The 25834-nt window shown below is 35.1% G+C and carries 24 protein-coding genes and 1 pseudogene; 2 read left to right on the top strand and 23 right to left on the bottom strand.

Features of this window, described 5'->3' with window-relative positions:
* Window positions 1-48 precede the first annotated feature (48 nt).
* Entirely contained in the window at window positions 49-915 is an 867-nt protein-coding gene (locus ACO6FI_RS05785) for a nitroreductase family protein (protein ID WP_485456520.1), read from the top strand.
* A 48-nt stretch (window positions 916-963) separates the two neighbouring features.
* Here the strand turns inward: ACO6FI_RS05785 and uvrA are convergent, their stop codons facing one another.
* The 20 genes from uvrA to ACO6FI_RS05685 form a co-directional block, all read right to left on the bottom strand.
* Entirely contained in the window at window positions 964-3783 is a 2820-nt protein-coding gene (gene uvrA, locus ACO6FI_RS05780) for an excinuclease ABC subunit UvrA (protein WP_485456519.1), read from the bottom strand.
* Window positions 3784-3843: 60 nt separating this feature from the next.
* On the bottom strand, window positions 3844-4353 hold the full coding sequence (locus ACO6FI_RS05775) for a shikimate kinase (protein ID WP_485456518.1): 510 nt from the start codon (window positions 4351-4353) through the stop codon (window positions 3844-3846).
* A gap of 26 nt (window positions 4354-4379) precedes the next feature.
* The gene (locus ACO6FI_RS05770; RefSeq protein WP_485456517.1) at window positions 4380-5462 is read right to left on the bottom strand and encodes a phosphotransferase enzyme family protein; all 1083 of its coding nucleotides are present in this window, start codon (window positions 5460-5462) and stop codon (window positions 4380-4382) included.
* A 2-nt stretch (window positions 5463-5464) separates the two neighbouring features.
* Complete coding sequence (gene gnpA, locus ACO6FI_RS05765; RefSeq protein ID WP_485456516.1) at window positions 5465-7615, bottom strand: 1,3-beta-galactosyl-N-acetylhexosamine phosphorylase; 2151 nt, start codon at window positions 7613-7615, stop codon at window positions 5465-5467.
* Window positions 7616-7751: 136 nt separating this feature from the next.
* On the bottom strand, window positions 7752-9902 hold the full coding sequence (gltS, locus tag ACO6FI_RS05760; RefSeq protein WP_485456515.1) for a sodium/glutamate symporter: 2151 nt from the start codon (window positions 9900-9902) through the stop codon (window positions 7752-7754).
* A gap of 203 nt (window positions 9903-10105) precedes the next feature.
* Window positions 10106-10822, bottom strand: coding sequence for a HEAT repeat domain-containing protein (locus tag ACO6FI_RS05755; protein WP_485456514.1), 717 nt, complete (start codon window positions 10820-10822; stop codon window positions 10106-10108).
* 95 nt (window positions 10823-10917) lie between these two features.
* Entirely contained in the window at window positions 10918-11622 is a 705-nt protein-coding gene (locus tag ACO6FI_RS05750) for a Fic family protein (protein ID WP_485456513.1), read from the bottom strand.
* A 533-nt stretch (window positions 11623-12155) separates the two neighbouring features.
* Window positions 12156-12971 carry a phospholipase D family protein gene (locus tag ACO6FI_RS05745; protein ID WP_485456512.1) on the bottom strand — a complete coding sequence of 272 codons (816 nt, stop codon included), beginning with the start codon at window positions 12969-12971 and terminating at the stop codon, window positions 12156-12158.
* A 139-nt stretch (window positions 12972-13110) separates the two neighbouring features.
* The gene (locus ACO6FI_RS05740; RefSeq protein ID WP_485456511.1) at window positions 13111-13284 is read right to left on the bottom strand and encodes a hypothetical protein; all 174 of its coding nucleotides are present in this window, start codon (window positions 13282-13284) and stop codon (window positions 13111-13113) included.
* 27 nt (window positions 13285-13311) lie between these two features.
* A complete protein-coding gene (locus ACO6FI_RS05735) occupies window positions 13312-13806 on the bottom strand; it encodes a HEAT repeat domain-containing protein (protein ID WP_485456510.1) in 495 nt (164 codons plus the stop codon).
* 354 nt (window positions 13807-14160) lie between these two features.
* Window positions 14161-14601, bottom strand: a complete 441-nt coding sequence (locus tag ACO6FI_RS05730) for a very short patch repair endonuclease (protein WP_485456509.1) — start codon at window positions 14599-14601, stop codon at window positions 14161-14163.
* Entirely contained in the window at window positions 14601-15686 is a 1086-nt protein-coding gene (locus ACO6FI_RS05725; RefSeq protein WP_485456508.1) for an HpaII family restriction endonuclease, read from the bottom strand. The genes ACO6FI_RS05730 and ACO6FI_RS05725 overlap by 1 nt, the downstream gene beginning before the upstream one ends.
* Window positions 15687-15688: 2 nt before the next feature.
* Window positions 15689-16729: a DNA cytosine methyltransferase gene (locus ACO6FI_RS05720; RefSeq protein WP_485456507.1), complete on the bottom strand. Its 1041-nt coding sequence runs from the start codon at window positions 16727-16729 to the stop codon at window positions 15689-15691.
* 378 nt (window positions 16730-17107) lie between these two features.
* Window positions 17108-17815 (bottom strand): restriction endonuclease, encoded by a 708-nt coding sequence (locus ACO6FI_RS05715; protein ID WP_485456506.1) that lies wholly within the window; start codon window positions 17813-17815, stop codon window positions 17108-17110.
* Window positions 17816-17817: 2 nt separating this feature from the next.
* Entirely contained in the window at window positions 17818-18177 is a 360-nt protein-coding gene (locus ACO6FI_RS05710; RefSeq protein WP_007590683.1) for a hypothetical protein, read from the bottom strand.
* Window positions 18116-19234: a hypothetical protein gene (locus tag ACO6FI_RS05705; RefSeq protein WP_007590681.1), complete on the bottom strand. Its 1119-nt coding sequence runs from the start codon at window positions 19232-19234 to the stop codon at window positions 18116-18118. The genes ACO6FI_RS05710 and ACO6FI_RS05705 overlap by 62 nt, the downstream gene beginning before the upstream one ends.
* A gap of 644 nt (window positions 19235-19878) precedes the next feature.
* Window positions 19879-20049 (bottom strand): hypothetical protein, encoded by a 171-nt coding sequence (locus ACO6FI_RS05700; protein ID WP_485456505.1) that lies wholly within the window; start codon window positions 20047-20049, stop codon window positions 19879-19881.
* Window positions 20050-20127: 78 nt separating this feature from the next.
* Window positions 20128-20433, bottom strand: a complete 306-nt coding sequence (locus ACO6FI_RS05695; protein ID WP_485456504.1) for a type II toxin-antitoxin system RelB/DinJ family antitoxin — start codon at window positions 20431-20433, stop codon at window positions 20128-20130.
* 378 nt (window positions 20434-20811) lie between these two features.
* Entirely contained in the window at window positions 20812-21504 is a 693-nt protein-coding gene (locus ACO6FI_RS05690) for an endonuclease/exonuclease/phosphatase family protein (protein ID WP_485456503.1), read from the bottom strand.
* Window positions 21505-21611: 107 nt separating this feature from the next.
* On the bottom strand, window positions 21612-22112 hold the full coding sequence (locus tag ACO6FI_RS05685; protein ID WP_485456502.1) for a hypothetical protein: 501 nt from the start codon (window positions 22110-22112) through the stop codon (window positions 21612-21614).
* A 493-nt stretch (window positions 22113-22605) separates the two neighbouring features.
* On the opposite strand from ACO6FI_RS05685, the pseudogene ACO6FI_RS05680 reads away from it, so the two are divergent.
* Window positions 22606-23137: pseudogene (locus tag ACO6FI_RS05680) on the top strand (transposase).
* A gap of 150 nt (window positions 23138-23287) precedes the next feature.
* Here the strand turns inward: ACO6FI_RS05680 and ACO6FI_RS05675 are convergent.
* Genes ACO6FI_RS05675 through ACO6FI_RS05665 form a run of 3 tightly spaced genes read right to left on the bottom strand, consistent with a single transcriptional unit; the run spans window position 23288 to window position 25754 of the window.
* The gene (locus tag ACO6FI_RS05675; RefSeq protein WP_485456501.1) at window positions 23288-25045 is read right to left on the bottom strand and encodes a DUF4153 domain-containing protein; all 1758 of its coding nucleotides are present in this window, start codon (window positions 25043-25045) and stop codon (window positions 23288-23290) included.
* 14 nt (window positions 25046-25059) lie between these two features.
* Window positions 25060-25269 (bottom strand): helix-turn-helix domain-containing protein, encoded by a 210-nt coding sequence (locus ACO6FI_RS05670; protein WP_007590663.1) that lies wholly within the window; start codon window positions 25267-25269, stop codon window positions 25060-25062.
* Window positions 25270-25280: 11 nt separating this feature from the next.
* A complete protein-coding gene (locus ACO6FI_RS05665; protein ID WP_034212775.1) occupies window positions 25281-25754 on the bottom strand; it encodes a DUF2975 domain-containing protein in 474 nt (157 codons plus the stop codon).
* Window positions 25755-25834 lie beyond the last annotated feature (80 nt).

Below are 25834 nucleotides of genomic sequence, written 5' to 3'. Positions count from 1 at the left end.
ATATATATAGTTTATTTTTTGAAATTTATACCACGGAGGAATAAATGTATGAATTATTTAGAACTTATTGAAAACAGGAACTCTATCAGAGATTTTCATAAGAAAAAAGTTGAGCAGAGCAAAATAGATGAGTTAATAAGCTTTTTTAACTCTTCACAAAAGCTTATTGATGTGGATGTGCAGATACTCGTTTCAGCCGATGATGACACAGCAAGCAGACTCTCAGGTGTTGCAGGCTATCGCGGAAACACCTTCAATGCCCCTGCATATATAACCATACTGTCACAGGAAAAGGATAATTACCTTATAAATGCAGGCTTTATGGCTGAAAACCTTGTATTAAAGCTTGAAGAGATGGGATTGTCTTCATGCTTTTTAACAAGCGACGACAGCGAAATAATAAAGAAAGTTTTGCTTATCAACTCCGACTTGGCTGTAGCTACGGTAATTGCTTTCGGATACGGAAAGAAGGAGAGAGATACCACAAAACTTGATATACACTCACCTTCAAATGTAAGCATAAGCAATAAGGCAGGACATATAGCTCCTAAGATTGCCGCTACAGCATTGGCTTTTGACAGTGACTTTAACACAGCTTACAATTTCGATGACGAATACTCCGACCCTGTTATCGCCGATGCGGTATATGCGGCCAGCCTTTCACCAAGCTTTTTGAATCACCAAAACTATCGCTTTGTAATAAACGGTACACATATCTACTTATTCAACCAACTTGATAATGTAGTTCCGGATGACGACAACTTATTGGGTCTTGGTGCCGCAATGTTAAACTTCTATATAATACTGGCGTCAAAGTATTCAGGAATCGAAAATTGGAGATTTGACACTTCAGATATAAAAGCGGATTTTAAGAATCCTGACGATTACACTTTGGTGGCGGCTTTGGATATCTAATTTTTACTGTAAGCAAAAACACAGCCTGCCATCGGCTGTGTTTTTCTCTTACAAGTATTTCTTTACATACTTGCCTGTATATGATTTTTCTATTTCGGCTATTTCCTCAGGGGTACCGGTAGCAACCACCTCGCCGCCTCCTGCACCTCCTTCAGGTCCTATATCTATTATATAGTCCGCACATTTTATAACGTCAAGGTTGTGCTCTATTACAAGTACGGTATTTCCGCTGTCGGAGAGTCTTCTAAGTATCTCAACAAGCTTATGTACATCTGCAAAATGAAGACCTGTAGTAGGCTCGTCCAAAATATATATGGTCTTTCCTGTAGCTCTCTTTGAAAGCTCCGTTGCAAGCTTGATTCTTTGTGCCTCTCCTCCGCTAAGCTCCGTAGAAGGCTGACCGAGTTTGATATAGGAAAGGCCTACATCATATAATGTCTGTATCTTTCTGGCTATGGTAGGCACATTCTCAAAGAAGGTCAAAGCTTCCTCCACAGTCATATCAAGTACATCATATATGGACTTTCCCTTATACTTTACTTCCAAAGTCTCTCTGTTGTAACGCTTTCCGCCACATACCTCACATGGTACATACACATCAGGCAAAAAATGCATCTCTATCTTTATAATACCGTCACCTGAACAGCTCTCACATCTTCCGCCCTTTACATTGAAGCTGAATCTGCCCTTCTTATAACCTCTCATCTTGGCATCCTGAGTTGCAGCAAAGAGGTCTCTGATCATATCAAATACACCTGTATATGTGGCCGGATTTGACCTCGGAGTTCTTCCTATAGGTGACTGGTCGATAGCAATGACCTTATCAAGCTGTTCGATACCTTCTATCGACTTATATTTGCCCGGGATTGTATGGGCACGATTAAGTTTCTTTGCAAGTGCCTTATATACTATCTCATTTACCAAAGATGACTTGCCGGAGCCTGAGACTCCTGTAACACAGGTCATCACACCTGTAGGTATCTTTACATTTATATTCTTAAGGTTATTCTGCGCCGCTCCCTTTACAGTAAGCCAACCTGTGGGCGTTCTTCTACTTTCCGGCACTGGTATCTTTATCTCACCTGAAAGATACTTACCTGTAATTGAATTAGGATTTGCCATTATCTCCTTGGCATTACCTGTAGCAACCACCTCTCCGCCGTGACTTCCCGCTCCGGGACCTATATCCACTATATAATCCGCTTCCATCATGGTGTCCTCGTCATGCTCTACCACAAGTACTGAATTGCCCAAATCTCTAAGATGCTTCAAGGTGGCAAGCAGCTTATCGTTATCTCTTTGGTGGAGTCCTATACTCGGCTCATCCAGTATATATGCCACTCCTACAAGTCCCGAACCTATCTGGGTAGCAAGTCTGATTCTTTGTGCTTCACCTCCGCTAAGAGTACCTGTAGCCCTGGTAAGGCTCAAATAGTCGAGTCCTACATCTATAAGGAAGGTGACTCTGGCTCTGATTTCCTTTAAAATCAGCGAACCTATAGCTTCCTGCATCTTTGTAAGCTTAAGTCCGTCTATAAAATCTCTGAAATCCGTTATGGACTCATCTGTGGCGTCATAGATATTTTTATCCCCTACAGTCACTGCAAGCGCTTCCTTTTTCAGTCTCTTACCGCCGCAACTCTTACAAGGTGCAATCTTCATATACTGTTCATACTCTTCCTTTGCACTCTGCGAATAAGTCTCCCTGTAACGCTTCTCCATGTTCTTTATAAGGCCTTCAAAGATTACAGGATATACTCCGCTTCCTCTTTGTCCTGTATAAGCCACATCAACCTGCTCACTAGTTCCGTAAATCAATATGTCATGTATTTCCTTAGGATAGTCTTCAAAAGGTGTATCAAGGCTGAACTTAAACTTCTCTGCCAGCGCCCTCAGCATTGCATTTGAAAAGCTTTTCTTGTCATTGCTGCTTTGCCATCCCAGTACCACTATTGCACCCTGATTTATAGAAGGTGACTTGTCGGGAATCATAAGATCTTCATCAAATTCCATAGTATAGCCAAGACCTGCACAGTCCGGGCAGGCGCCGAAAGGATTGTTGAATGAGAATGTCCTCGGCTCCACTTCATCAATAGAGATACCGCAGTCAGGGCAGGCAAAGTTTTGTGAAAACTTGATAGGTTCTCCTCCTATCACATCAATTGTGGCGTAGCCTCCTCCAAGGTTTAATGCGGCTTCAAGTGAATCCGTAAGTCTCTTTTCTATATTTTCTTTTACAGAAAGCCTGTCTATTACAATGTCGATACTGTGCTTGATATTTTTCTCTAAGCTGATCTCCTCGCTCAGTTCGTACATATTTCCGTCAATCAATGCACGCACATATCCTGACCTTTTGGCACTTTCAAGCACCTTTTCATGTCTTCCCTTTTTTCCCTTTACCACAGGTGCAAGTATCATAAACTTTGTCTTTTCGGGAAGTTCCGTTACTCTGTCCACCATCTGGTCAATGCTTTGCTTATATATTTCCTTACCGCAATTCGGACAATGAGGTATTCCTATCCTTGCATACAAAAGTCTTAGATAATCATATATCTCCGTAACGGTTCCTACAGTAGACCTCGGGTTTCTGTTGGTGGACTTCTGATCTATAGATATTGCGGGAGAAAGTCCCTCAATACTCTCCACATCAGGCTTTTCCATCTGTCCCAAAAACATCCTCGCATATGAAGACATTGACTCCATATATCTTCTTTGACCTTCAGCATAGATGGTATCGAACGCCAAAGAGGACTTTCCCGATCCGGAAAGCCCTGTCAAAACCACCAATTCTCCTCTCGGTATATCTACCGATATATTTTTCAAATTGTGCTCATTGGCACCTCTTATCTTTATATATTTAGTTTCCATTAAAATCTCCATTACTAACAAAGTATTCGAACATACTTTCGTAATAGTATATACTGGATTTTAATTCTCGTCAATAATCGATATTATTTTTTTTACACAGTCGTCTATACTTCCGGCATTGACTACTGTATAGTCTGCATACTTTTGATACTTTGATATTCTTTTATCATACATATCTCTTAACTCGTCCTTGGTCTTTGTCTGCGCCAGCGGCCTTCTCTTATCCGACTTTATCTCCTGATATATTACATCAAAATCTCTTACAAGACATATGATAATACCGCTCTTTTTTATGATTTCTCCGTTTCTGTCAAAGGTGAGCATTCCTCCGCCTGTCGATACAACTCCGTACTTCATATCCGCAGTCTTTTTTGCAATATTATGTTCAAGATCTCTAAAGTACTCCTCACCGTATTTTTCAAATATCTCAGGAATGCTTTGACCGTAAGTCTCTACCAAAAGCTCATCGGTATCAACATAATCAATATTCAATTTTTTTGACAAAGCCTTGCCGACAGTAGTCTTTCCGCTTGCCATAAAGCCGCATAAATAAATTTTTTTATCAAACATCTTCAATCCCATCCGATACAGAACTGTTACTGAATATATTTTTCTACAATCTTTTTCATCTCATCCATATTTGACTCCATATCCGAAATCAATTTCATTTGAGTCCTTGCCCTGTCAAGATTATGATTCTTCCTTGAAATCTTAAAATACTTATCTCCCGCTATATAGTCCCCCAAAAATCTTATGCCGCATTCATAAGTCATCACAATTGCCGCCATCGGCAAAAGTTCTATCTCTTTTTTATTCAGACTATTGCCGCAAGCCTTTAAAAATCCCTTTGTAAAAGCCTCAAACAGCTCAATATCAAGTCCGACCTTTGACAAATCAGGCTCATCCTCAAGCCCCTTGTTTGCCCCGAATCTTATCGCATCTCCAAAGTCAAAATCTGCAACACCCGGCATTATAGTATCCAAGTCTATCACACATAAAGCTTTTTTGGTATACTTATCAAACAAAATATTATTAAGCTTTGTATCATTATGTGTTACTCTCAAAGAGATTTCCTTATTCTTTATGGCTTCATTGAATATTTTAGTATACTTTTCTCTGTCATTGAAAAATTCTATCTCTCTTTGTACATCCGCAGCTCTTTTAAGAGGGTCTTCAGATACTTGATTTATAAAGGTTTCATATCTTTTTTGTGTATTGTGAAAATCCCTTATAACTTCAAAAAGCTTATCTACCGGAAAATCCGCCAGCAGATTTTGAAAATTACCGAAAGCAAGCCCCGACTCATAAAATTCATTTGCCGACTCCACCTTCTCATAACATACGGTATCTCTTATAAAGTCATATGCTCTCCAGATATCGCCTTCACTGTCCTCATAAAAATAATTTCCGTCATCTGTATTTATAAGATTTAGAGTCTCTCGTGTGTAATCTCCGCCTCTTTTTATTATCTTATCTTTCAAAAATGAAGTTACAAGATATATATTTTCCATAAGCTTTTTCGGCTCTTTAAAGATTGACTTGTTTACCTTTTGCAAAATAACTTTTCTGTTGTCATATTCCAGCAAATAGGTATCGTTTATATGTCCGTTGCCGTACTCACAGTCCCCTTTCAGATTGCCGATACCGCTATACTGCTTAACAACTTCTGCTAAAGCCATAATTATTTTCCCTCTATCTCAAACCATTTTATCTCATTCGGAGCAAGTACAATATCAAAACTGCTCTTATCTCCCTTATATATGGTACTCTTTTGCTCATTGTAAGTATTATTTACCACACAGAATTTATTATTCTCAGGATAAGCGTTCACTTCCACATTTTCATTGCTGCTAAACCACTTGTGAATATTCTCTTCATTATGTGAAGCCCAAAGTATCGCTCTGTAAAGTAATCTTGTGTTTGCAAGGCTGTACGGCAGACCGCTTATATATACACATCTTCCGTTTTCACATTCATTTGCGGCAAGCTCTACAAACTTACCCTTCTTTGCCAAAATATCGGTTCCTTCAAGTGCATAAATCTGATGCAGCCTGTCTCCGAAATCAATATCACCGTCTATACCCTCAGTTATAAAATGCGGTGTTACCTCGGTGTTGTACTTACCCCTGCCCAGAGTAAATCCGTTTTCAAGTTCCACTCCAAGCTGAGTGGCAAGCTGTAAAATCCTTCCCTGATAAGGATATCCGCTCGGTTCTCCGATTCCTATAAAACCGCCGCCGCTACAGATAAACTCTCTGACTGCCGACAAAATCATCTCATCCTTCCAGTATCTTCCGCCACATTGACCCGTCTGTGCGTCACCTATATTTATAATCACATCAAAATTTTTGAGTATATCACAGTCTTCTATTATATCGTCAAAGCTTATAAAACTTACATCAAAAGGCGCACCGCTGAGTGACTCTATTACACCTGCATACGCTTCATTCTCCTTGTGATATATTGCATGATGTACCATATGATTGCCCCATGCTTTATATCTGCCCCAACTGCTTAAAACTGCAACCTTTTTAAAAGAATACGCCCTGCATCCCTTGACATTTTTATAAAGTTCTCTGAACTCGTCACATACAAGCTTTGCATAGTCTATAAAATCAGGAAAATCCAAAGTCAGTTTCAAATATCCGCCGTATCCTATCCTGTCCACAGGTACTCTGAGAATTGCCCTTCTTGCCGTAATCCAGTTTTTCATAGCCTCTTTTACAGGGTCGCCGCCCGGATGGAAAGTATCTGGGAAAAAGTAAGGCAAAAGCCTGCCCTCGGTATATTTGACCCCCTTAATATCGCTTATAAGCCTGAGAGTCTGACCGTTGCCCACGCTTCCTACCACGGCATCCAAACCGATAGTTTTAAAATCATCCATATACGGCTCAATACCTATCCAGTGGTCACCCAAAAACATCATGGCTTCCTTACCGTACTCATGTACTATATCCACCATCTCTTTTGCAAGCTTCGTCACTTCTCTTCTCTGGAAATCTATGAAGTCAAAATATTCCTTGCTTGGTACTCTGTAGGTATTGTTCATATATCCCTGATCTATTATATATTCAGGTCTGAATCTGTATCCAACTTCTTTTTCAAACTGGTCCAATATATAAGGACTTACAGAGGCTGAATATCCGTACCAATCCACATACTTTTGTCTTGCAAGCTCGTCAAATATAAGTGTGAACTGATGAAAAAATGTCGTAAATCTGATTACATCGACTTTGGGATGATTTTCCAAGAACTTTCTGAGTCTTTTCATTGAATATTCACGGGTCTTCGGTTGGCGTACATCAAAAGTTATCTGTTTTTCAAAATCTTTCCAACCGTTGGTCACCGCATTGTACATATGCACAGGGTCCCATATAATATATGCCAGAAAGCTTACAGTATACTCGTGATATTTCTTTGCCTTAATAACCACTTCACCGTCTTCATAATGCCATTCCTTACTTCCAAGCGACCTGCCCAAAGTCCTGTCCATGACTTCCCACCATCTCTTTATATCGTCATGGTCATTTACTTTCAACAAGTCCTTATGCAGTCCCTCCATCAGATTGATTCTGAGAACACTGTCATCAGCCATGTGGAAATCCGTCATCACATACATCTGCTGAACTTCATCAGGATTTTTCTTTGCCCATGCATTATCTTTTCTGGTTGTATAATATGTGGCATAAATTTTTGCGTCAAGCTCTTCTATCTCCTTAGGCATATCCGTACCGTCACAGTCTCTTACGGCATCGGCTCCCCAAAGCTTCATAATCTTTTTTGTCTCTTTAATTATATCTACATCTGTAGGTATTGTTACTCTCCCCTTCAATATTGACCCCCTTAAGTTTTCAATAAATTTTTACAATAGTGTTAAATAAACTATAATAGTTTGACACAAAAATTTCAACTAAAATCTTAGCCATTTTATACTAAAATAATAAAGACTCCCCGTAGGGAGCCTGAAATCAGCTTAAGAAATTTATAAAGAATGTAATTGTAAGACTGTTCAAAAAGTCTGCAAACATACTTCCAACTATCGGCACAAGTAAGAATGCCTTTACCGAAGGTAAATACTTCTCGGTTACAGCCTGCATATTTGCCATTGCGTTCGGAGTCGCACCCATACCGAAACCGCAGGTTCCTGCCGCAAGCACCGCCGCATCATAGTCACTACCCATAAACTTAAATACGATAAATCTTGCAAATACAAACATAAGCACTGTCTGTCCTGCCAACAATATAAACAGCGGCAGAGCAAGTGCAGCCAACTGCCAAAGCTTAAGTGTAATCATCGCTACACCTAAGAATAATGAAAGGCAGATACTTCCAAGATCGTTTATCTCACCCATATGTATTCTGAAGCTGTCCGTATATTCGCTTATATTTCTCATTACAGCCGCAACTATCATAGAACCGATATATACAGGGAAGGTCATACCTGATTTTGAAAGTACAAATGATATGACAGTTCCGATACCCATTGCAAGTGTAAGCTGATATACCGCCGGAGCGTACATGGAAACCTCTCTTCTATGCTTTATCTCCTCTTCCACAAGCATACTGTCATCTTCATATACTACCGTATCTGTAAGATTCTTCTTTTTTATCAGACTGTTTGCAAGCGGTCCACCCATCAGTGAACCTGCCACAAGTCCGAATGTAGCCGCCGCCGTAGCAAGTGTGGTCGCACCTTCAACATTCATATCTTCAAGCAAAGGTCCGAACGCTCCGGCAGTACCGTGTCCTCCGATCATAGGTATTGAACCCGTACACATACCTATAAGCGGACTTATTCCGATTGCCCTTGAAAGTCCCACAGCCAAAGTATTCTGCAGTATTATGAGTAAAAATACCAAAATAAGGAAGATAAACGTTCCCTTTCCGCCGCTCTTTAACACCTTCATATTTGCCTGAAAACCTACTGAGGTAAAGAACATTACCATGCAGACATTTCTCAATGTCTCATCAAAGTTTATTTCCATAATACCGGATGCATAAAGTATGCAGAATATTATGGCAAATATCATTCCTCCCACCACAGGTGCAGGTATACAGAATGTTGTAAGGAATTTTATTCTCTCTTTCAGCAACACACCTATAAACAGTGCCAGTACGGCCACCGCCACAGTCTGGTACATATCAAGGTTTAATGTCTTTCTGGCTGAAGTATCGGCCTTAATCTCAGCCTTCACTCCCGTTATACCGTTGTCACTGTACCACTTTGCCGCCGCCTTATGGAAAGGGGTATCAATGCTGTTTAATGTACTTTCATCAAATATATTTAAAGTATCACCTGAAATCTTATTAAAGTTGTCATGGTGTGTCTTAAGTAAATTTAAAATTGCATCAATATGATTTGCACTTACATTTTCATTTGCCACAAGGACCGCCATCACACCTACAGTTGTGATATCCTTGTTGATACCCTTATATGTTCCTGATTTTATTGTAGTAACACTGTAACCGTCATAGCTGTTTTCCAAAAATCTCACAGCTCTGTCATCCAGTGAGAGTATATCTATAGGTACATTGGCATCTGCCAGATCCGAAATCGCCTTTGTAGGAGTAGCCGCCGTAACAAAGAACGCATCAAGCTCACCGTTTTTTAATGCTGTTGCCGCATCGTCAAATGAAAGATATCTTACATCAATGTCGTTAACGGTAAGTCCGTAAGCTTTCAATATATTCTTTGCATTCTTTAATACACCTGAGCCTTCTTCACCTACCGAAACTCTAAGGCCCTTAAGTTCTTCAACCGACTTCAACTGCAGCTTTTTGTTGACCACTATCTGATAACTCTCGGTATAAAGTCCCGCTACCGCCTTGGTCTTCTTTATAGGATTGCCTTCAAACTCTCCCTTGCCGCTAAAAGCATCCGTGAGTGTATCATTTTGTACTATCGCCATATCCACTATATTATTCTCAATAAGTCTGATATTGGCTGCCGAACCTGCACTCATCTGTACGCTCATATCAATATTGCTGTCCTGCTTTGCCACATCCTTTAATGCATTACCGTAGGCAAAATATGTACCTCCCGTTCCGCCTGTCGCCAGATGAATATTGTTATTTTCCACTTCCTTTGAACACCCTGTTGCAACCAATATTGTAAACAACAGTGCAAATATTATTCCTAATCTTCCTATCCTTTTAATAAATATCCCTCCTTCTCATAAAACATAAAGAAAAGGGTAGCTTATGCCGCCCTTTAAAGTCACTGTCTGTAAAGACGAAAGGTATTATACAGAAAAAATAAGATTTCGTCAAATTTAATTTGTAATATCACGTACATTAATGTGCAATTTATATCTCCGACCTTCTATTTATTCAAAAATCTTACCGCCGGCTTCTTAGCTTTTTCTATTTTCTCAGCGTCCACATCTTCCACAGCCGATTGGCTTATCCATTTCTTTCCAAATAGAATCTGCGCCGCCTCTATCATAATGCCACAGGCATGTAAATCAGTCTCTGCTTCAATCGAAGAAGCAAAACATGACTTTGTTTTTTCCTGAATCACTTCCTTATCAACCCCGTGAAATGACAGTTGCATCAGGCTTGATGCCGACCACGCTCTGCAAAGACTGTCTTTATCTTCCGACATTTGCTTTATCAAAATATCAATCTCATCTAAAGATCCTATCCATCCGAGAGCTATAATGATCTTTTGTCGAAGCAAAGCATCATTTATCTCTATAAGCGAAGTCATAATCGGAATAAGCTTATTACAAAGTTCCGGATAAAAATCTCTATGTCTCAGTTTTGAAAGAGTTTCGGCCATAAGGTATGCGACAAATACTTTTAAACTCTCGTCTTTTTCATTATTCAAAACTTCAAACAGAAACTCCAATCCTTCTTTATCATGTTTATAGAAACTACCTGAGAGATTTAAGTTCGTACCTTCATCCAGGTCTTTGCAAATCAGTTTATAATGATATTCTATTTCTTCACTTGCACCTAAATCCGCAATAAATTTTATTCTTTCGCCGTCGGGGAAGTTTTGCTTTTTTAATTCTTCATATCTTTTTTGTAAATCCATTATAGTACTCCATATTTTTATTCTAATTTGGTATATCTTATTATAGAGTTTTTTCTAAAAATATAACATTTTCAGGCAACTAAATAACAATTAATCTAAACCTTAATATATTTTGTTGAGCGCCCGTTACCTGTATGTTTTATTTTCCCATTGTCCCGTAATTCCTTTAAAGCACGTTCTATGGTCCTTTGCGATATATCAGGACAAAGTATCATAATATCCTTTTTAGAAAGCGGCTCTAATGACCTTTGAATAACCGTTAATACTCTTTCCGGTGATGTCAATTTTTCATTTCCAATAAGGTTAAATCTGTCATCACATTCTTCATACGCTTTTAATAAAACTCCAAGCATATATCTTATAAATGGAATTTCATCATTTTCACCTGTATGCCACTTTTCACTTGATCTTTGCAACTCTTCATAATAAGACTCTTCGCTCTCTTCAATCAGCATCTCTATACTTATATACCTTCCAACAAAGTAATCGAACTTATAAAGTAAAAGTAATGTCAGTAATCTGCTCATCCTTCCGTTACCGCCATCAAAAGGATGAATACATAAAAAATCATGTATAAGTACAGGTATTAAAATTAATGCCGGAATATTTGCTTTCACTGCTTTCTTATAAACCTCAACCATTTTATCAAAATACATTTCTGTTTCAAAACTGCTTACCGGCTGAAATCTCACTTTCCTGTTCCCTAGCGCATCCACTTCCATAATAGTATTGTCAAGAGTCTTAAATTTCCCCTTATAGTTTACATATGAATAAGAATATAGCTGGTTGTGTAGTGTCAAAATATCATTTTTTTAAATTCTATATATGCATAGTTTTCATGAATAATATCAAGTATATTTTAAAAATAATTTATAATAGTTTTCACTATTCTGACCTATACATTTTCCAACCATACTGTTTTCCAATCTCTTCTAATCTTTTATCAATATACACCCTCTCTTCATGAGACAATGCAAGCATAGCTTGCTGTCTATGAGCCTTTGCTACTTTTTCATTAGTATATTTATCCGGATTATCTCTAGTATGAATATATGTCTTATATCCTAGAGCATCCGTAACTTCACGAAGTGGAATACCACAATTGATAGGAGCATCTATAATCTTTGCTTCTGATATAACACAATAAATCGGATATTTTTTAAGCCAATCAAATTGCTTATTCCATATTTTTTTCTGGCATCATTATTCGAGTTAAATGCTTTAAAATATCCTTTTCCCACAATTAAAGGGCACCCCTTGCCTCTTTTATCATAAGAGTGCACACAAAAGAAGGTTTCATCTCCATCTTCTACAGTTTTTGCACTCTTTGCTCTTACCTCTGAAAAATTCGAAATATATATTTTTTCCCATTGTCATCAAAAGCATACATATACATCGGTTCTTTTCCATCAGCTCTGTTATTGGCTGAAGCAGAGAATTTTAATAATATATTTTTTAAACTTTTATATGATACTATTGATTTTTTCCCACCCAACGCAGAATAAACCGGATCTGTAAGTCGTTCTGAAGTATTACTATCGATTTCATTATACGCCTCATTTCTATCTTCCTTAATACGTTTCGCATTTGTATCAAGGGCAGCACCATAAATCGTTGTTACAATTTTTTTCCCTCCATCAACCTTGGCTAAGGATTTTTTATTCTCTTGATACCTTAATTTATAATCATCTAGTATATCTTGAGTAATACAGCCATCCTTAGCAGCATTTATTCTGGCAGCTATATCATCATAGTATTCATGCAAGCTGTTAATAGTTACTTCTCTATTCAAATGTATAGACAGCTCAATATTTCTAGTCAAGCCACTCTCTGTAAAATTAGCACTTCCCACTATTGCATCATCTGAATCAAAAAGGTAAAGCTTGGTATGTAAACCAATGAGTGCATGTAACTTTACTCCCGAACTTAACATTTTTTGTAATCCGTCAAGTGTATTAGAACCATCTAAGAAATCTTGGAGATATAATCTTGTTATAAATGAGCAGACTATCCCTCTTCTAGCTGCATTACATAGCAATTCTGCTGTCTTTTCAGATAAAAAAGGGCTTATAATTTTTATTTCATTCTGTGCTTCTTCAAACAATGATACTATTGCATCATAATGCTTATCTGTCACCATCTCAATCATTACAATCTCTCCAAATAAAATAATCTTATCTCATTATACAAAACTTTCATAATATATAAATATACAACTTACCATTCAATATCTTTACCAAAATTTGTATTTTTTATTTTTATTTCTACCTCTTCAGAAATCTCACCTCCTATTTTCTTGCCTTTTCTATTTTTTCTACGTTCACATCTTCTACAGCAGATGAGCTTATCCACTTTTCCCCGAATAATATCTGAGCGGACTCTATCATAATACTGCAGGCATATAAATCAGTCTCGTTTGCAATTGCCAAAGCCAGGCATGCCTTCGTTTTTTCCTGAAGCAACTCTTTTTCAACTCCATGAAATGATATTTACATAAGACTTGATGCAGACCATGCCCTACAAAGACTGTCTTTATCTTTCAACATCTGTTTTGTCAAAATTTCAATCTCATTTGAAGATCCTATCCATCCAATAGCTATAATAACTTTTCCACGGAGCGAATTATTAGTTGTTTCTATAAGTGCAGTCATAACAGGAATAAGTCTGCTGCAAAATCCTGTGTAAAAATCTCTATGTCTTAATTTTGAAAGTGTTTTAGCCATAAGGTATGCAGCAAAAACTTTTAGACATCCTTCTTTCTCATTATCTAAAACTGTAAACAAATACTCTAAGCCTTCTTTATTATGTTTGTAAAAACTGCCAGACAGATTCAAGTTAATACCTTCATCCTGGTCTTTGCAGATTAATTGATAATGATATTCTATTTCTTCACTTTCGCCTAAATCTGCAATAAATTTTACTCTTTCGCCGTCGTGGAAGTTTTGTTTTTTTAATTCTTCATATCTTTTTTGTAAATCTGTCATACATATACCCACTTTTTGTTATCTGTTTTATTTTCATCTTAAAAAAGCTGAAGTGAAATATTAAAATCATCAAAAATCAACATATTTAAAATGACGACAGGAATAGCGAGTATATATTTTATAACTTTTACCACTTTAGAGTCTCTTTTATATTTTGAGATTTTTAATACTAAAAGTACAATAGTTAAAAATATAAATATAAAGTAAAACAGTATATCAGCATTGTCATATATTTACTCCTTCGGTATTGCCACAGTGTATCAACAAAATCAATTTTATATAATAGCTTTTCATAGCCATTTTTGCATATTTGGCTATGAAAATCGGATACCGGCGAGAATAATCTCGCCATTATTAGTGTTTTGGCGTAGAAAAAATATTATTGGCGAGATAATCTGCTCTTTCCTTTTCTATCACCTTATCTTTCATCATCTGCTTGATTTCACATCCCCACACCACTATGACATTAATACCTATGCTCTCAAGTTTAATGTAGTTTTGCTTATCTCTTTGAACGTTCCCCTCCAACTTGTTTTTCCAAAAATCGTGATTATTCTTAGGAATGGATGCATACCTGCAATTTTCATGCATGTGCCAAAAGCATCCGTTCACAAATATGGCAACCTTGTATTTAGGAATATAGATATCAGGACTTCCGGGTAAGCTCTTATAATTTAATCTGTATCTTAACCCCCTGTGCCACAAAAGCTTTCTCAAATAAACTTCAGGTTTTGTATTCTTGCTTTTAACTCTTGCCATATTTTCACTTCTGGTCATAGGTTTACTCTTCTTCACTATCTGAATCTCACCTGTAAATTAAGTTTTATAAAGTCTTCGCCGTTTTCACTGTACACTTCCCCGAAATCATATCTTGATGTGGATGCTGTTTCATACTTTGTATTACTTAACAAATACTCTTCAAAGTAATTTCTGTTGTATATATGATATGCGAGAACATTACCTTCTTTTGTAACTACAATATATCCACCTGTAGCCTCATCCAAACCATCCCAAACTGTAGCAGGTTTCATTCCCAATGCTACAGCCGTCAAAAACTTTTTGAACTTATATCTATAGGCATTTACATTACCGTAGTTCATAGGATTTTCCTGTTCAAGCTTTTCAACCATCTCATTACAGTTACTAATTCCGTCTTTATAAAAATATAAAAGTGTCTCGGCAATAATTTTATCCATATTACTGTCAATAAGAACCAAATTATCCTCAAAAATCTGATTGTTCATCTTTCGGTATTCAAGAGTTCCGTTTTCCTTAATTATCTTACTTATACGCCCTCTGACATCTGTATGATTTTTGCCGCCTGACACCTTGTATATCTCATTCGCTTCTCTTATCAAATCAGGATAATTATGTGCTATTTTATAAATAAAGTTTGTGGTCTTTCCTGCATTCAACAAGGTCGGAGATGAGCCCAATTCGGATTTTATTGAGAATCCTACAGTAGGACTGTATCCTGTGTTTACATCAACTATTTTTACCGTGATATCACTTTTATCCGTTGCAGGTGCCGAAAGCTTATAACACAAAATTTTATCCATGAAATTCTGCGTGCTTTCTACCGAGAAAGCCCCTTTAGAGTCTTTACTGTTAATCTCATTCAACAGATTCTCTGACTCAGATTCAAACTCTGTCGCAGGCAATTCTTTCACTTTTGACCCGTTAATATAAATAGATATAATTTCTCCGACGGTATATTCTTTGATTTCACCCTTGGTTTCTTCTCTGATTATTTTAATAATAGGAAAATAAACATCCTCAAGTTTATTCAATTCACTGTCCGCAGCATATATCTTCCCGTCAGCCAATAGTCTTAAAAGGACATATACTTCAGACCATTCCCCCTTATTTCCCTTAAGCATACTTACCTCCATGTAAAAGCCAATTGTTCAAATTTTTCTTCACTTTTCTTTGTTTTCGTATTTTCTTTTTCAAGATGTGCCTTTATCTTTTCGGCAATTGCACGTATCACAGGTACTGTAACGGAATTTCCGAACTGCTTATATAAATGTGTATCGGCAACTACAAACTTAAAATTATCGGGGAATCCCTGAAGTCTTGCCCATTCTCTCGGTGTCATCTTACGAATATATTCTTTGTTGACACTTCCTTTTATATGTGTAACCGGAGTAAAGTCGGTTAAACGATCATCAATTATCAAGTTTCTTTCTCTTCCCATACCGCCGCAAACAATAGCTCCCGCTACTGAGTCCAATTCTCTGATTTCATATCCGAATCCGTTCCCCTTGGAAGCATGTCTTGCCTTATGTCTTTTCAACGAATCCAGATAAATAGTGGATATATAATATTTTGGTGATACTTCATGCTCTTCCATTATATCTTTTATCACCTTGGTATCATCCGTTTTCTCAGGAAATATAAAATCTTCCGGTGCTATATCATTTCTGAATCCTACAATATATATCCTTTCTCTGTTTTGCGGTACACCGAAGTTTTTACTGTTGAGGACTTTATAGAACACTTTATATCCCAAATCCTCCAAAACAGATTTTATAACATCAAATGTACGACCTCTGTCATGATTTACAAGATTCTTCACATTTTCACAGAATACAACTTTAGGTTTATGGTATTTTACAATCCTTGCGACATCAAAAAAAAGAGTTCCTCTTGCATCTTCAAAGCCTCTCTTCTGCCCTGCAAGAGAAAAGGCTTGACATGGAAACCCTGCAAGTAATATATCATGTGGCGGTATATCTCTCTCATCAACTTTTATAATATCGCCAACCACATCTATACCGTCATTATAATTTGCCTTGTAAGTTTCAACCGCTTTCTTATCCCACTCACTTACAAAAACCGTTTTGATATCGCCTTTAAATGCCTGTTCAAAGCCGAGCCTTATCCCCCCGATACCTGCAAATAAATCTATTGATTTATACATCTTATCTTCCTCTTTCGTTTTCAACAATACCTAACAATATTATAAACTCAACTTTATGAATATTCTACCCGAAATTTCGGGTAGACAGGGGGAATCAATTGCTATTATTGGATCTGTGGGGCATCAGATTTTGATTATCCTTTGCAATTCACCTTTACTTATACCTCTAACTTATTCTATGTGGAACATATAATCCTCATAACCTCTATTCGAATGGAGTTACCATGTTTTATTCTAACATCTGTTTGTTGAAAATAAAATCTCAACTTTTAAATGGGGATATGGTATAAGAAATATAAGCAAAAAGTTGAGATTGGTAATATATAACCCAAAAAGCACTCACAAAACGCAAGTGCTTCTAATACTACTTTTATAAATTTATAATTTTCCCTCTGCTTTATGCTTAGATACGTACTTGTCATACATTATGTCATGTTTTAATGACTGATACTTATCTCTTAATAGTTCAAATACATTCTTATTTCTTTGATAAATATCATAAAAATCTTCCTTTGTGAGAACTATAATATACCTTTTCTCTGCAAGTGCTAATTTTTTTATAAGTCCCAATCCATCAGACCATCCCTTTCCAGTAACTCCGTCCCACGCTACCAAGATTCCAAACTTTGTATCTGTGTAACTCATCAATGAAAAAAATTTTCCAACATATGTAACATTTACTTTACCTTCATAATTTTTACACTCACATAAAAAAGTACTCCCGAGTCCATCAAAATCGTTCGTTAAACCTATTCTACTCGCAGCAGCTTTCCAGCTGACTAACAAATCTACTTCATTCGAACTTGTTCTACAATTCTTCTTTACATCAAAAATATTAGGAAATGCCTTTGCAAACAAGACCGCCGTAAGCTCCTCTAATTTATTCCCCTTACTTTTTGTTGTAGAGGAAGGCGTAAAAATTTCATCATACAAAGAACAAAATTTTTCATGATTATCATCACTCATTTGTAAAAAACCTGGATTTTTATGGCATTCATAGTATAAAAAACTCGGAATGTCAAAACCGTGCTCATTTAATAACTCCTCTGCCAATTTATAACTGTCTATATTTTGAAAATCTGCCATAACTACAATACCCTATAAACCACAGATGCATGTTCCAATGGATTTTCTATTTCTTCATCACAATTTATACAATAGATTTCATCAGGAATTTCACCTATAGTTTTATAGTATTGTCCGGTATAGCGTTGACACCCTGGACAGTATATTTCCAAGTACTGCTCTATATAACCAGCCTCTCTAAGTAATTCTAAGGCATCATAGATATCTTTTATATCATATTTCAATTTCCTATGTATAGCAGTTGGATAAATCCAATCCTTAGAACTATAATGAGCTAAAAAATCTATAAAAGTATCTACATTAATATTTAATTTCTTCTCCTTTAGTAAAGGAGCTGCTTTCACAAAGATATTTAATTGCATTGTTCATTCGCTCCATTCCTATATCGCTACATGTCCCTGTCAAATGCTGTAGCAATGTATATTTTTGGTTCAAATAATCAAAGGTTATTTTCACAATATAGCTCTGAGATTCAACTGCATTTTCCCATTTGATATAAATATAAGGATAACTTGCTGTCAATTCTATATCATTCAAATATTTTTCTATTACCCCTTTTGCTTCGTTATTAAACAAATCTACATTCTCTTCTATAAGTTCTCGAAGTTCACCTACAAATGGTAAAACAGCATCTCTACTCTCTGCAGCTTTTAACTCTGCTGAGCCTCCTGATTTTAAAGCCATCATCTGTCTATACATTCTTACAGAAGAATCCGATTTATCATTAATAACATCTATGGTATTTGCATGTTCACACAAAAACAACTTAAATTCCAGTTTCTCTACAAGCCATTTTAAACATGTACTTACTAAATTCGCATAGATATTACTTTCAGTTTGCTGAGCACTATATTTTACAGCATCATATCTTACTTCTAGCACTCCAATGTTTTTATCAATATAAATGACAATTGGATATCTATAATCTATTTGCTCGTAATCATCACCCTGAAAACATGATTTTTGTAATACAAACTTGACAAAATATTTTCCACCACTTTCGTACCACATTGGATCGGCATCTAAAAGTAAAGTCTTTAAAATATAATCCGTTGAAAAACTATTCTTTTCGAATTTCTTAATTCCAATATTTTTTAAACTTCCCTCAATCTCTTTTTCGGTTTCAAAAAAAACCGGTACAGAATACTTATATAATTTAGTATATTCCCACTCTTCAAAAAAGCCCATAAAATCTGGTGTCATGGTTGTCTTCGAAATAATAGCGTCAACATCTGCTTTCTCAAAATAAATTGGACTATTGCCAGCCGTTTGGATACTCATTTGAGATTCAAATGTTATTTTGCCATCTTTCTCTAATGCACTACATATTTTACGCTTCGCCCTTTTTGAATAACATGATACACTCTCTCTATAGAAATTAAGAAATGTCACCTCATCCATCGCAGCTCTATTAGTCATTCCTCTCCTCCCTTTGGTTACATTATGCTTTATTATACCATAAACAAACAAGTGTGGCATCATATTTTTCCGATTTTGTCAAGTCTGTAAATGATTTATTTTATTATGCTTTATGCATTAGTCTAGATTATTAATAGAAAATCCTAAAAAAAAATAGCCTACATTCATTATTACAAACATGGAGTCATACCTGATATATAATCGAGCCCTATTGTAATAGAGGCTTGAAATAAAGCTTTATAAAGTAAACCAGGCTTTGATTTTACTTCTGTCGGCAGATATAAAAGAATTGCAAATGCGAATATGATACTGACACATGCACTTTCTTATAACATATTTAATTGGTTTAAACCATTGGAATTATCTGTAAATATGCTAAAACAACCCATTGATAATATCCATTCAGGATTGCTAAAACTTTCTACAAAATTAATCTATTCAGCAAGATATATACAATCGAAATAACAACTACTAATAAACTTTTACAGATTGATAACTACTTAAAAATTCTAACTGTGGAAAGTATGCCTATTTTTAGATGTATCAAATTAGATTATAATATCATGGATTAATTTTAGAGATTCATATAACGGTTTTAAAATTAAATATTGTACCACAAATAATTCGGATTTATTTATATCTCCTTATACAATTCCTGTTCGCTTAGCAAGTTCCTTCTGTGTAATTCCAGACTCCTGTCCCACATCAATCATAGCCCGTATCAAGGCATGTTCCAGTTGCAACGCTTCATATTCGCTTCTAATTTCAACATCATTAAGTTGTTCATTTAAGAAATCGTCAAATTTTCTACTCACTACTATCTCCACTCCTGCTTAAATAGTCATCTCTATATCTTAGTACTTCATCTATAATATCAACTCTATATTTTACCATCAATTATGACTCTCTCTAAATTTTTCAAAAGCCTTAGCCGCATTCTGTGTTCTGCCTGCTTTATAAGACTCATAGCCTTTTTGTATCTTATCATGAATCTCGTCTGCTCTCATTTTAGTAGTATCAATACTCTCAGGTGCACTTGGTAAAGTTATGGCGAAAGGAATGCCTCCGGTCAATACAACTTGGTTAAGGAACATATCTACAGCTATAGACATAGGAACCCCCAAACGTCCAAGTACAGACTCCGCGTCTTTTTTCAGTGTCGGATTTACTCTTAAGTTCAATGTTGCCGATTTCTCCATATGTACTACCTCCGTTCTTATATCAATATTGTAACTACATTGTCGTTACTTGTCAATGTAACAAGATCACCATAATATAAAAACAAAACATTTTCATCTAAACAATATAAAGTATTTTCTTTATGTTAATGAAACTATTGATATACTTGCTTCTCAAATGCGTTTTCAGTTCTCTTTATTTGAACTAATTACACAGCTTATTCATACAAGGGTTATATCACCATGCTCTAAGTTAAAGACAACCTCTCATGTATTTTAATATCTTTATGGCAGTTTAACCATCTCTGAATACCTGGCATATGACGGTGTCCTTTCATATGAGAGTCCCATAAATTGTAATTTAACAAGCTCATGAACTACTTATTAGAACGATGATGCTCATTTACTCTCTTCAACATCAATAATAATACCAGTATGATCTGTAAAAGCTAATGTTCTATAATCAATTATTACTTCCTTGATTTCCAAATCAGACTTTCCCAATACATAATCAATATGTGTATTACCCGAATAGGTTCTAAAAAATTCTTTTTTGTCAGCAGGAAATTTTTTGCCTTTATAGTTATAATAATACGCTTTTTTATTACATAAAGCCTTTTCCCACAAATCATAATAGCCACTACCAATCAATTTTTGATAAAGCTCATAATTTAAGGATTCCTTGCGTTTTGAACTCGCATTTAAATCTCCACAAACAATATCAGCATAATAATTTTTTTCAAAAAAATCTATATCATATTCTCCTATTTCAATTTTAGGTGTATGCACGCCTAATACTACACATTTATTCTTCTTTAACCTTATATGCGAATAATTATATCTTTTAAAATCAGCAGTATCATCTCTTTTCCAGTCTTTTTTGTAAAATGCTACTGTTAAATGAATTTTAGATTTAATATTACAATTATCATAACCCTTAGGCAATATAGTTGAATACTTTTTCTCGTTTAACCTGTTAAATCTAACCTCTTGGATAATTGCTAAATCCGGGTTTATATCATGTAAATAGTCATAAAAACTATTGTCAATTTGATAGTTAAACATATTAATATTCAATGTTAATAAACGCAAAATCTCACTCCTCTCTAATTTCAAATTTTATTTTTGGTATTAAAAACCTATGCTTTCTTTGCACTTTTTACTCCATAATACTTTCATTTCATTTGAATTTAAAGTAATCATTCCTTTTCTCCTTTTGAAAAATCATTTGTTAAATTAGTTGCAAGTATTTTCATTTGTGACAGAATATTTCTTTCTGTTTGTGTTAAAAGACTTTTAGGTTTTTGTGTTAATAGTAATACTCTAACCAAAAAATCCGTGTCTGAAATATTATCAATCACTTTATAGTCTTTATATACTCTTTCAAATGAGAACAATCTTCCATGCCATAAATTCTCTTTAAAAAAACTGTCATATTCATTTGAATTTTCATTTAATAATGATCTTGAAAGTCCTGTAAATGCTCTACCAGGTGAACTTAATTCAAGTTCAGTTTCTACTTTTAAAACAACTGTGTCGTCATTTTCAAACGGTTCAACTACTGTCACCTTTTTTTGATTATAATTACTCTCAAGAGAGTTCATTTCATCAAGTTTGGCTTTAAGGAATTTCAAATGATCCTTTAAAGAACCTGTCGGATTAGGATTTGCCAATTTCATTTTTAACATTATTTGATGCATACAGTTATCTCCTTTATTTCAAATCAAATATTTAGTTTTTGATTTGAAATAATAATGCCATATTTTATTCTATATGTAAATGCTCAAAACAAAAAAATATTTTTTGATTACCAAATAGTACAAAATAGAATGGAAGCACCTGTAAAGTAGATTTGCTCTACTTTTCGGATATTCCAAACCGGTTCTTTGTTCTTGTTCAGATATTCTGAACATTTACTTCAAATTTTACCAAATTTAAACATGAATTTCTTGTGTCTAGTCCTCATTACAATCGTATTTAATTTTTTATTAAGAAAGGCTGACCAAGTTCATTGCTCATTCTTTCCGTAGTGCAATAACTATTGCAGAGGCATCCGACAAAGCTAATGTTTCTACTCACACTGTATATAAGATACTTGGTACACTTAACAATTCATCTGATAGAATTGGGGAAGCTATATCAATAGATGAGTTTAAAGGAAATGCCGGAACCGAAAAGTATCAAACTATTGTTGTGAATCCTATAAAACACAAAGTTCTTGATATACTCTACTCAATAAAGAGTGCATGTTTGGTTGAATACTTTAAGTCTCTTGATAAGTCAAAACGCATGAATGTAAAATATTTCTCATGTGATATGAATAAGACTTTCATAGATATAGCTAAAACATACTTTCCAAATGCTAAGATAGTTGTTGACAGGTACCACTTTATAAGGCAGGTATATTGGGCTCTGGAGAAGGAAAGCACACTTCATAAAAGAGTTGTTTATTAAGCTACTTGATGAAAAATCATACTCAAAGCAACGAGTGCTACTTCGCGAATGGCTGCTTGAAGTGGAAAGTTCCGGCATAAAAGAGTTTAATGCGGCAATCACAGCATTTAGAAATAATTACAAATACATCTTAAATCCACTTAAGTATCGACATATATCAAATGGGCCTACAGAAGGGTTTAATAACAAGATAAAGGTACTTAAAAGAGTATCTTATGGTGTACGTAACTTTACATATTTTAGGAATAGAATTTTAATGGTGACGGCTTAAAAAATGTCTGGGGACGAGGTCTTTTTGTTGTGCAAAAAAATATTTATCAGGCTTTAAATATATAATGCCAGGTAAAATGCTAAGTTCAAAAAATTCAAATATAAAAAGTGGGCTGAAAAATCAACCCACCCCAGCACTTGACAAAGAACCTTAATTTAGATTCATATGTTTTTTTATTTCAAAAGCCTTATTTCTGGAGTAATTATAACTGATAGGTTCATCTATATCAAAAGAATAATACTCCATGATACCTTCTGCGCAGAAGTGTAGCTTATCTTTAAGTTCTTTATCGGAACTGTTTTTCCAAGCCTTGTAAATAACAGGCATTGCAGCCATATCACTTTCCCTAAGATCATATATATCATAGTATGGCAGATTACCGTTCATATAGGCATTAAGATTATACCCGGCAACCACTGCGTCTATATTGGCAAGACAAAGAAGTACAAAAAGTATATTTCCTGCATAGAAACTTAATTTGGTAACAGGAAAGCTCTTCTTAAATTCTCCCATTATGATAAAGGCAAATACAAAACATAAGAAAATCATAAATACACTTGGAATTATGCGCAGTGTTGTAAGTCCATAAGTGCTTATATACAGATACATCTTGGCAAAGTCAACCGATATAAGTGCCAATGTTAATATTGAATTTAGGATTATATGAATACGCAAATACTTATTATTTTCATTTTTAACTGAAAAAATTTTAGCTACCGCAATAAATACTATATTGATTAAGGCAACAGCCAGAAGTTCAAAAAATCCTCTTCTTGCATATTCTGAATAGGTAAAATCAGCCGGCAAAGAACCGCCTAAAATATCTATAAAATATATAGCCTGTATTCCTATAAAAAGAATATAAAAGCAGCAAATAACTGCATTAACGATATATAAACTAAGTCTTGGTATGAAAGCTGCATTATCCATGGTTTTATTAAACTTATCTATATTAAAGGACTTTGAATTATCCTCTATGGAACTTCCGTAGATAAGTGCGTACAGGTAGGTTGCCATAGGTAGTGACCATATAAGAGTTCCTATATTTTCAGGAACATTGATATCGAAGTTGAATAAATGGTCAAAAATATTTTTAAAAGTAGCATCTGCACTTGAAAGCAGTAAAATGACAATCATTATAAACGGAGTACCAACCAAAAGTCCGAGAAAAATATGCAAAAAGTACTTAGTCTTTGTACTTGAAGTGCTTTTTCCCCTCTTTGAAAACATGCAAATCCAAAAAGAAGTAGCATTATGTATAGGAATAAATACAAGTGCATTGATATAGTCATATAATATAAGCGCTGAAGTTTCGCTTTTTATAAGCTTGTTAAATACCGTTACAGGAAGGTAAATAAGCATAAAATTCATAGCTATTTGCATAAATATATTAAGGGAATAGTTATAAAAAACAGTAAAGCTTATGGCTAAAAGTATCATAAGTACCGATAAAATAATACTTTCACTATTGAACTTAACAGCCTTTAATTTAGCATATGCAAGCACTGAGATAACATAAAGTACTATGTATAAGGTAGCTCCCAAACCTAAAGTTACCATACCTGTATTTAAGTTATAATATTTTATACATAAAAATGCGAGTATAAATACAACGGGCAGCATTATTATATCTAACGTTTCAAACTTATATTTAGGCTCTTTTTTTATTGGAGTCTTATTTGAAGTTTCAGACTCCATATTAATGCCGACTGTGAGAGTACTTGCAGTATTGTTTGAACTGTCAGCTATATTATTGCCTGCACTTGCAGTGTTGTTTGAACCGTCAGCTATATTATTGCCTGCACTTGCAGTGTTGTTTGAACTGTCAGATACATTATTGTTTGCATTTGCAGTTATATCATTATCTGAATTTATAGCTGTATAATTATCTGATAAATTTTCGCTCATGTTAAAGACCTCCTTTAGTTTTCGTCAGGTATGTATTCCAGTATATCTGCCACTTGGCAGTTAAGTTCTCTGCATATAGCCTCCAAAGTGGAGAATCGTACCGCCTTGGCTTTATTATTTTTAAGAATGGACAAATTGGCAGCTGTGATACCTATTCGCTCGGCAAGCTCTCCGGCAGACATCTTCCTTTTTGCCATTACCACATCTATATTTACCATAATCATAACTTTTCTCCTTATATGGTATACTCATTTTCTTGCTTTATTTCTATAGCCTCTGTAAAGACATTCTTAACTACTCTCAGTATAAGAGCCATAAATGCAGAGCCTGTAACAAGTAATACAAAAGGTAGATAGAAAAATGTTAACATAAAGCATACAAATGAGACAATAAAACAGCACCATGAAAGCATTCTAAGATACTTGACATTTTCTGCTATAAATACTTTAGACTTATGTATATTACATAAGAGCTTATATAGGAGAAACAGTGCGGTATAGGCAAGTATATCAAGTATGTAAACAGCAATCATACTGAAAATGATATACTTTCCGATAAGTTCTTCCTTGGAAAGAGGAATATAAATGCGCCTTAAGATAATAAATTTTATATCATGGTGTATGTAAATATTAAGCAGTATACCCAATATGGCAAAAACAAATACACATACCTTAGATAAAGCTATACTTTTATTTTGTGTCCAATTCATCACAACCTCCTACTTTACATATAGATATTTACAAGCTGTAAAAAATTCATTAATACTGGGAACATGATAACATATGATTT

The sequence above is a fragment of the Lachnoanaerobaculum sp. genome (assembly GCF_057250505.1).
The sequence above is the reverse complement of the archived record's forward strand: the minus strand, read 5'-3'. Positions and strand labels throughout refer to the sequence as shown.

What these genes read in the sequence shown, in the direction of transcription:
- ACO6FI_RS05745 (WP_485456512.1), bottom strand. Translation starts at nt 12,971, where the DNA reads ATGATTGAGATGGTGACAGATAAGCATTATGATGCAATAGTATCATTG.
- ACO6FI_RS05665 (WP_034212775.1), bottom strand. Translation starts at nt 25,754, where the DNA reads ATGAATTGGACACAAAATAAAAGTATAGCTTTATCTAAGGTATGTGTA.
- ACO6FI_RS05720 (WP_485456507.1), bottom strand. Translation starts at nt 16,729, where the DNA reads ATGTATAAATCAATAGATTTATTTGCAGGTATCGGGGGGATAAGGCTC.
- ACO6FI_RS05670 (WP_007590663.1), bottom strand. Translation starts at nt 25,269, where the DNA reads ATGATTATGGTAAATATAGATGTGGTAATGGCAAAAAGGAAGATGTCT.
- ACO6FI_RS05755 (WP_485456514.1), bottom strand. Translation starts at nt 10,822, where the DNA reads ATGGATTTACAAAAAAGATATGAAGAATTAAAAAAGCAAAACTTCCCC.
- ACO6FI_RS05710 (WP_007590683.1), bottom strand. Translation starts at nt 18,177, where the DNA reads ATGCAATTAAATATCTTTGTGAAAGCAGCTCCTTTACTAAAGGAGAAG.
- ACO6FI_RS05770 (WP_485456517.1), bottom strand. Translation starts at nt 5,462, where the DNA reads ATGGCTTTAGCAGAAGTTGTTAAGCAGTATAGCGGTATCGGCAATCTG.
- ACO6FI_RS05785 (WP_485456520.1), top strand. Translation starts at nt 49, where the DNA reads ATGAATTATTTAGAACTTATTGAAAACAGGAACTCTATCAGAGATTTT.
- uvrA (WP_485456519.1), bottom strand. Translation starts at nt 3,783, where the DNA reads ATGGAAACTAAATATATAAAGATAAGAGGTGCCAATGAGCACAATTTG.
- ACO6FI_RS05705 (WP_007590681.1), bottom strand. Translation starts at nt 19,234, where the DNA reads ATGACTAATAGAGCTGCGATGGATGAGGTGACATTTCTTAATTTCTAT.
- ACO6FI_RS05675 (WP_485456501.1), bottom strand. Translation starts at nt 25,045, where the DNA reads ATGAGCGAAAATTTATCAGATAATTATACAGCTATAAATTCAGATAAT.
- ACO6FI_RS05735 (WP_485456510.1), bottom strand. Translation starts at nt 13,806, where the DNA reads ATGACAGATTTACAAAAAAGATATGAAGAATTAAAAAAACAAAACTTC.
- ACO6FI_RS05725 (WP_485456508.1), bottom strand. Translation starts at nt 15,686, where the DNA reads ATGCTTAAGGGAAATAAGGGGGAATGGTCTGAAGTATATGTCCTTTTA.
- ACO6FI_RS05695 (WP_485456504.1), bottom strand. Translation starts at nt 20,433, where the DNA reads ATGGAGAAATCGGCAACATTGAACTTAAGAGTAAATCCGACACTGAAA.
- ACO6FI_RS05775 (WP_485456518.1), bottom strand. Translation starts at nt 4,353, where the DNA reads ATGTTTGATAAAAAAATTTATTTATGCGGCTTTATGGCAAGCGGAAAG.
- ACO6FI_RS05715 (WP_485456506.1), bottom strand. Translation starts at nt 17,815, where the DNA reads ATGGCAGATTTTCAAAATATAGACAGTTATAAATTGGCAGAGGAGTTA.
- ACO6FI_RS05685 (WP_485456502.1), bottom strand. Translation starts at nt 22,112, where the DNA reads ATGCATCAAATAATGTTAAAAATGAAATTGGCAAATCCTAATCCGACA.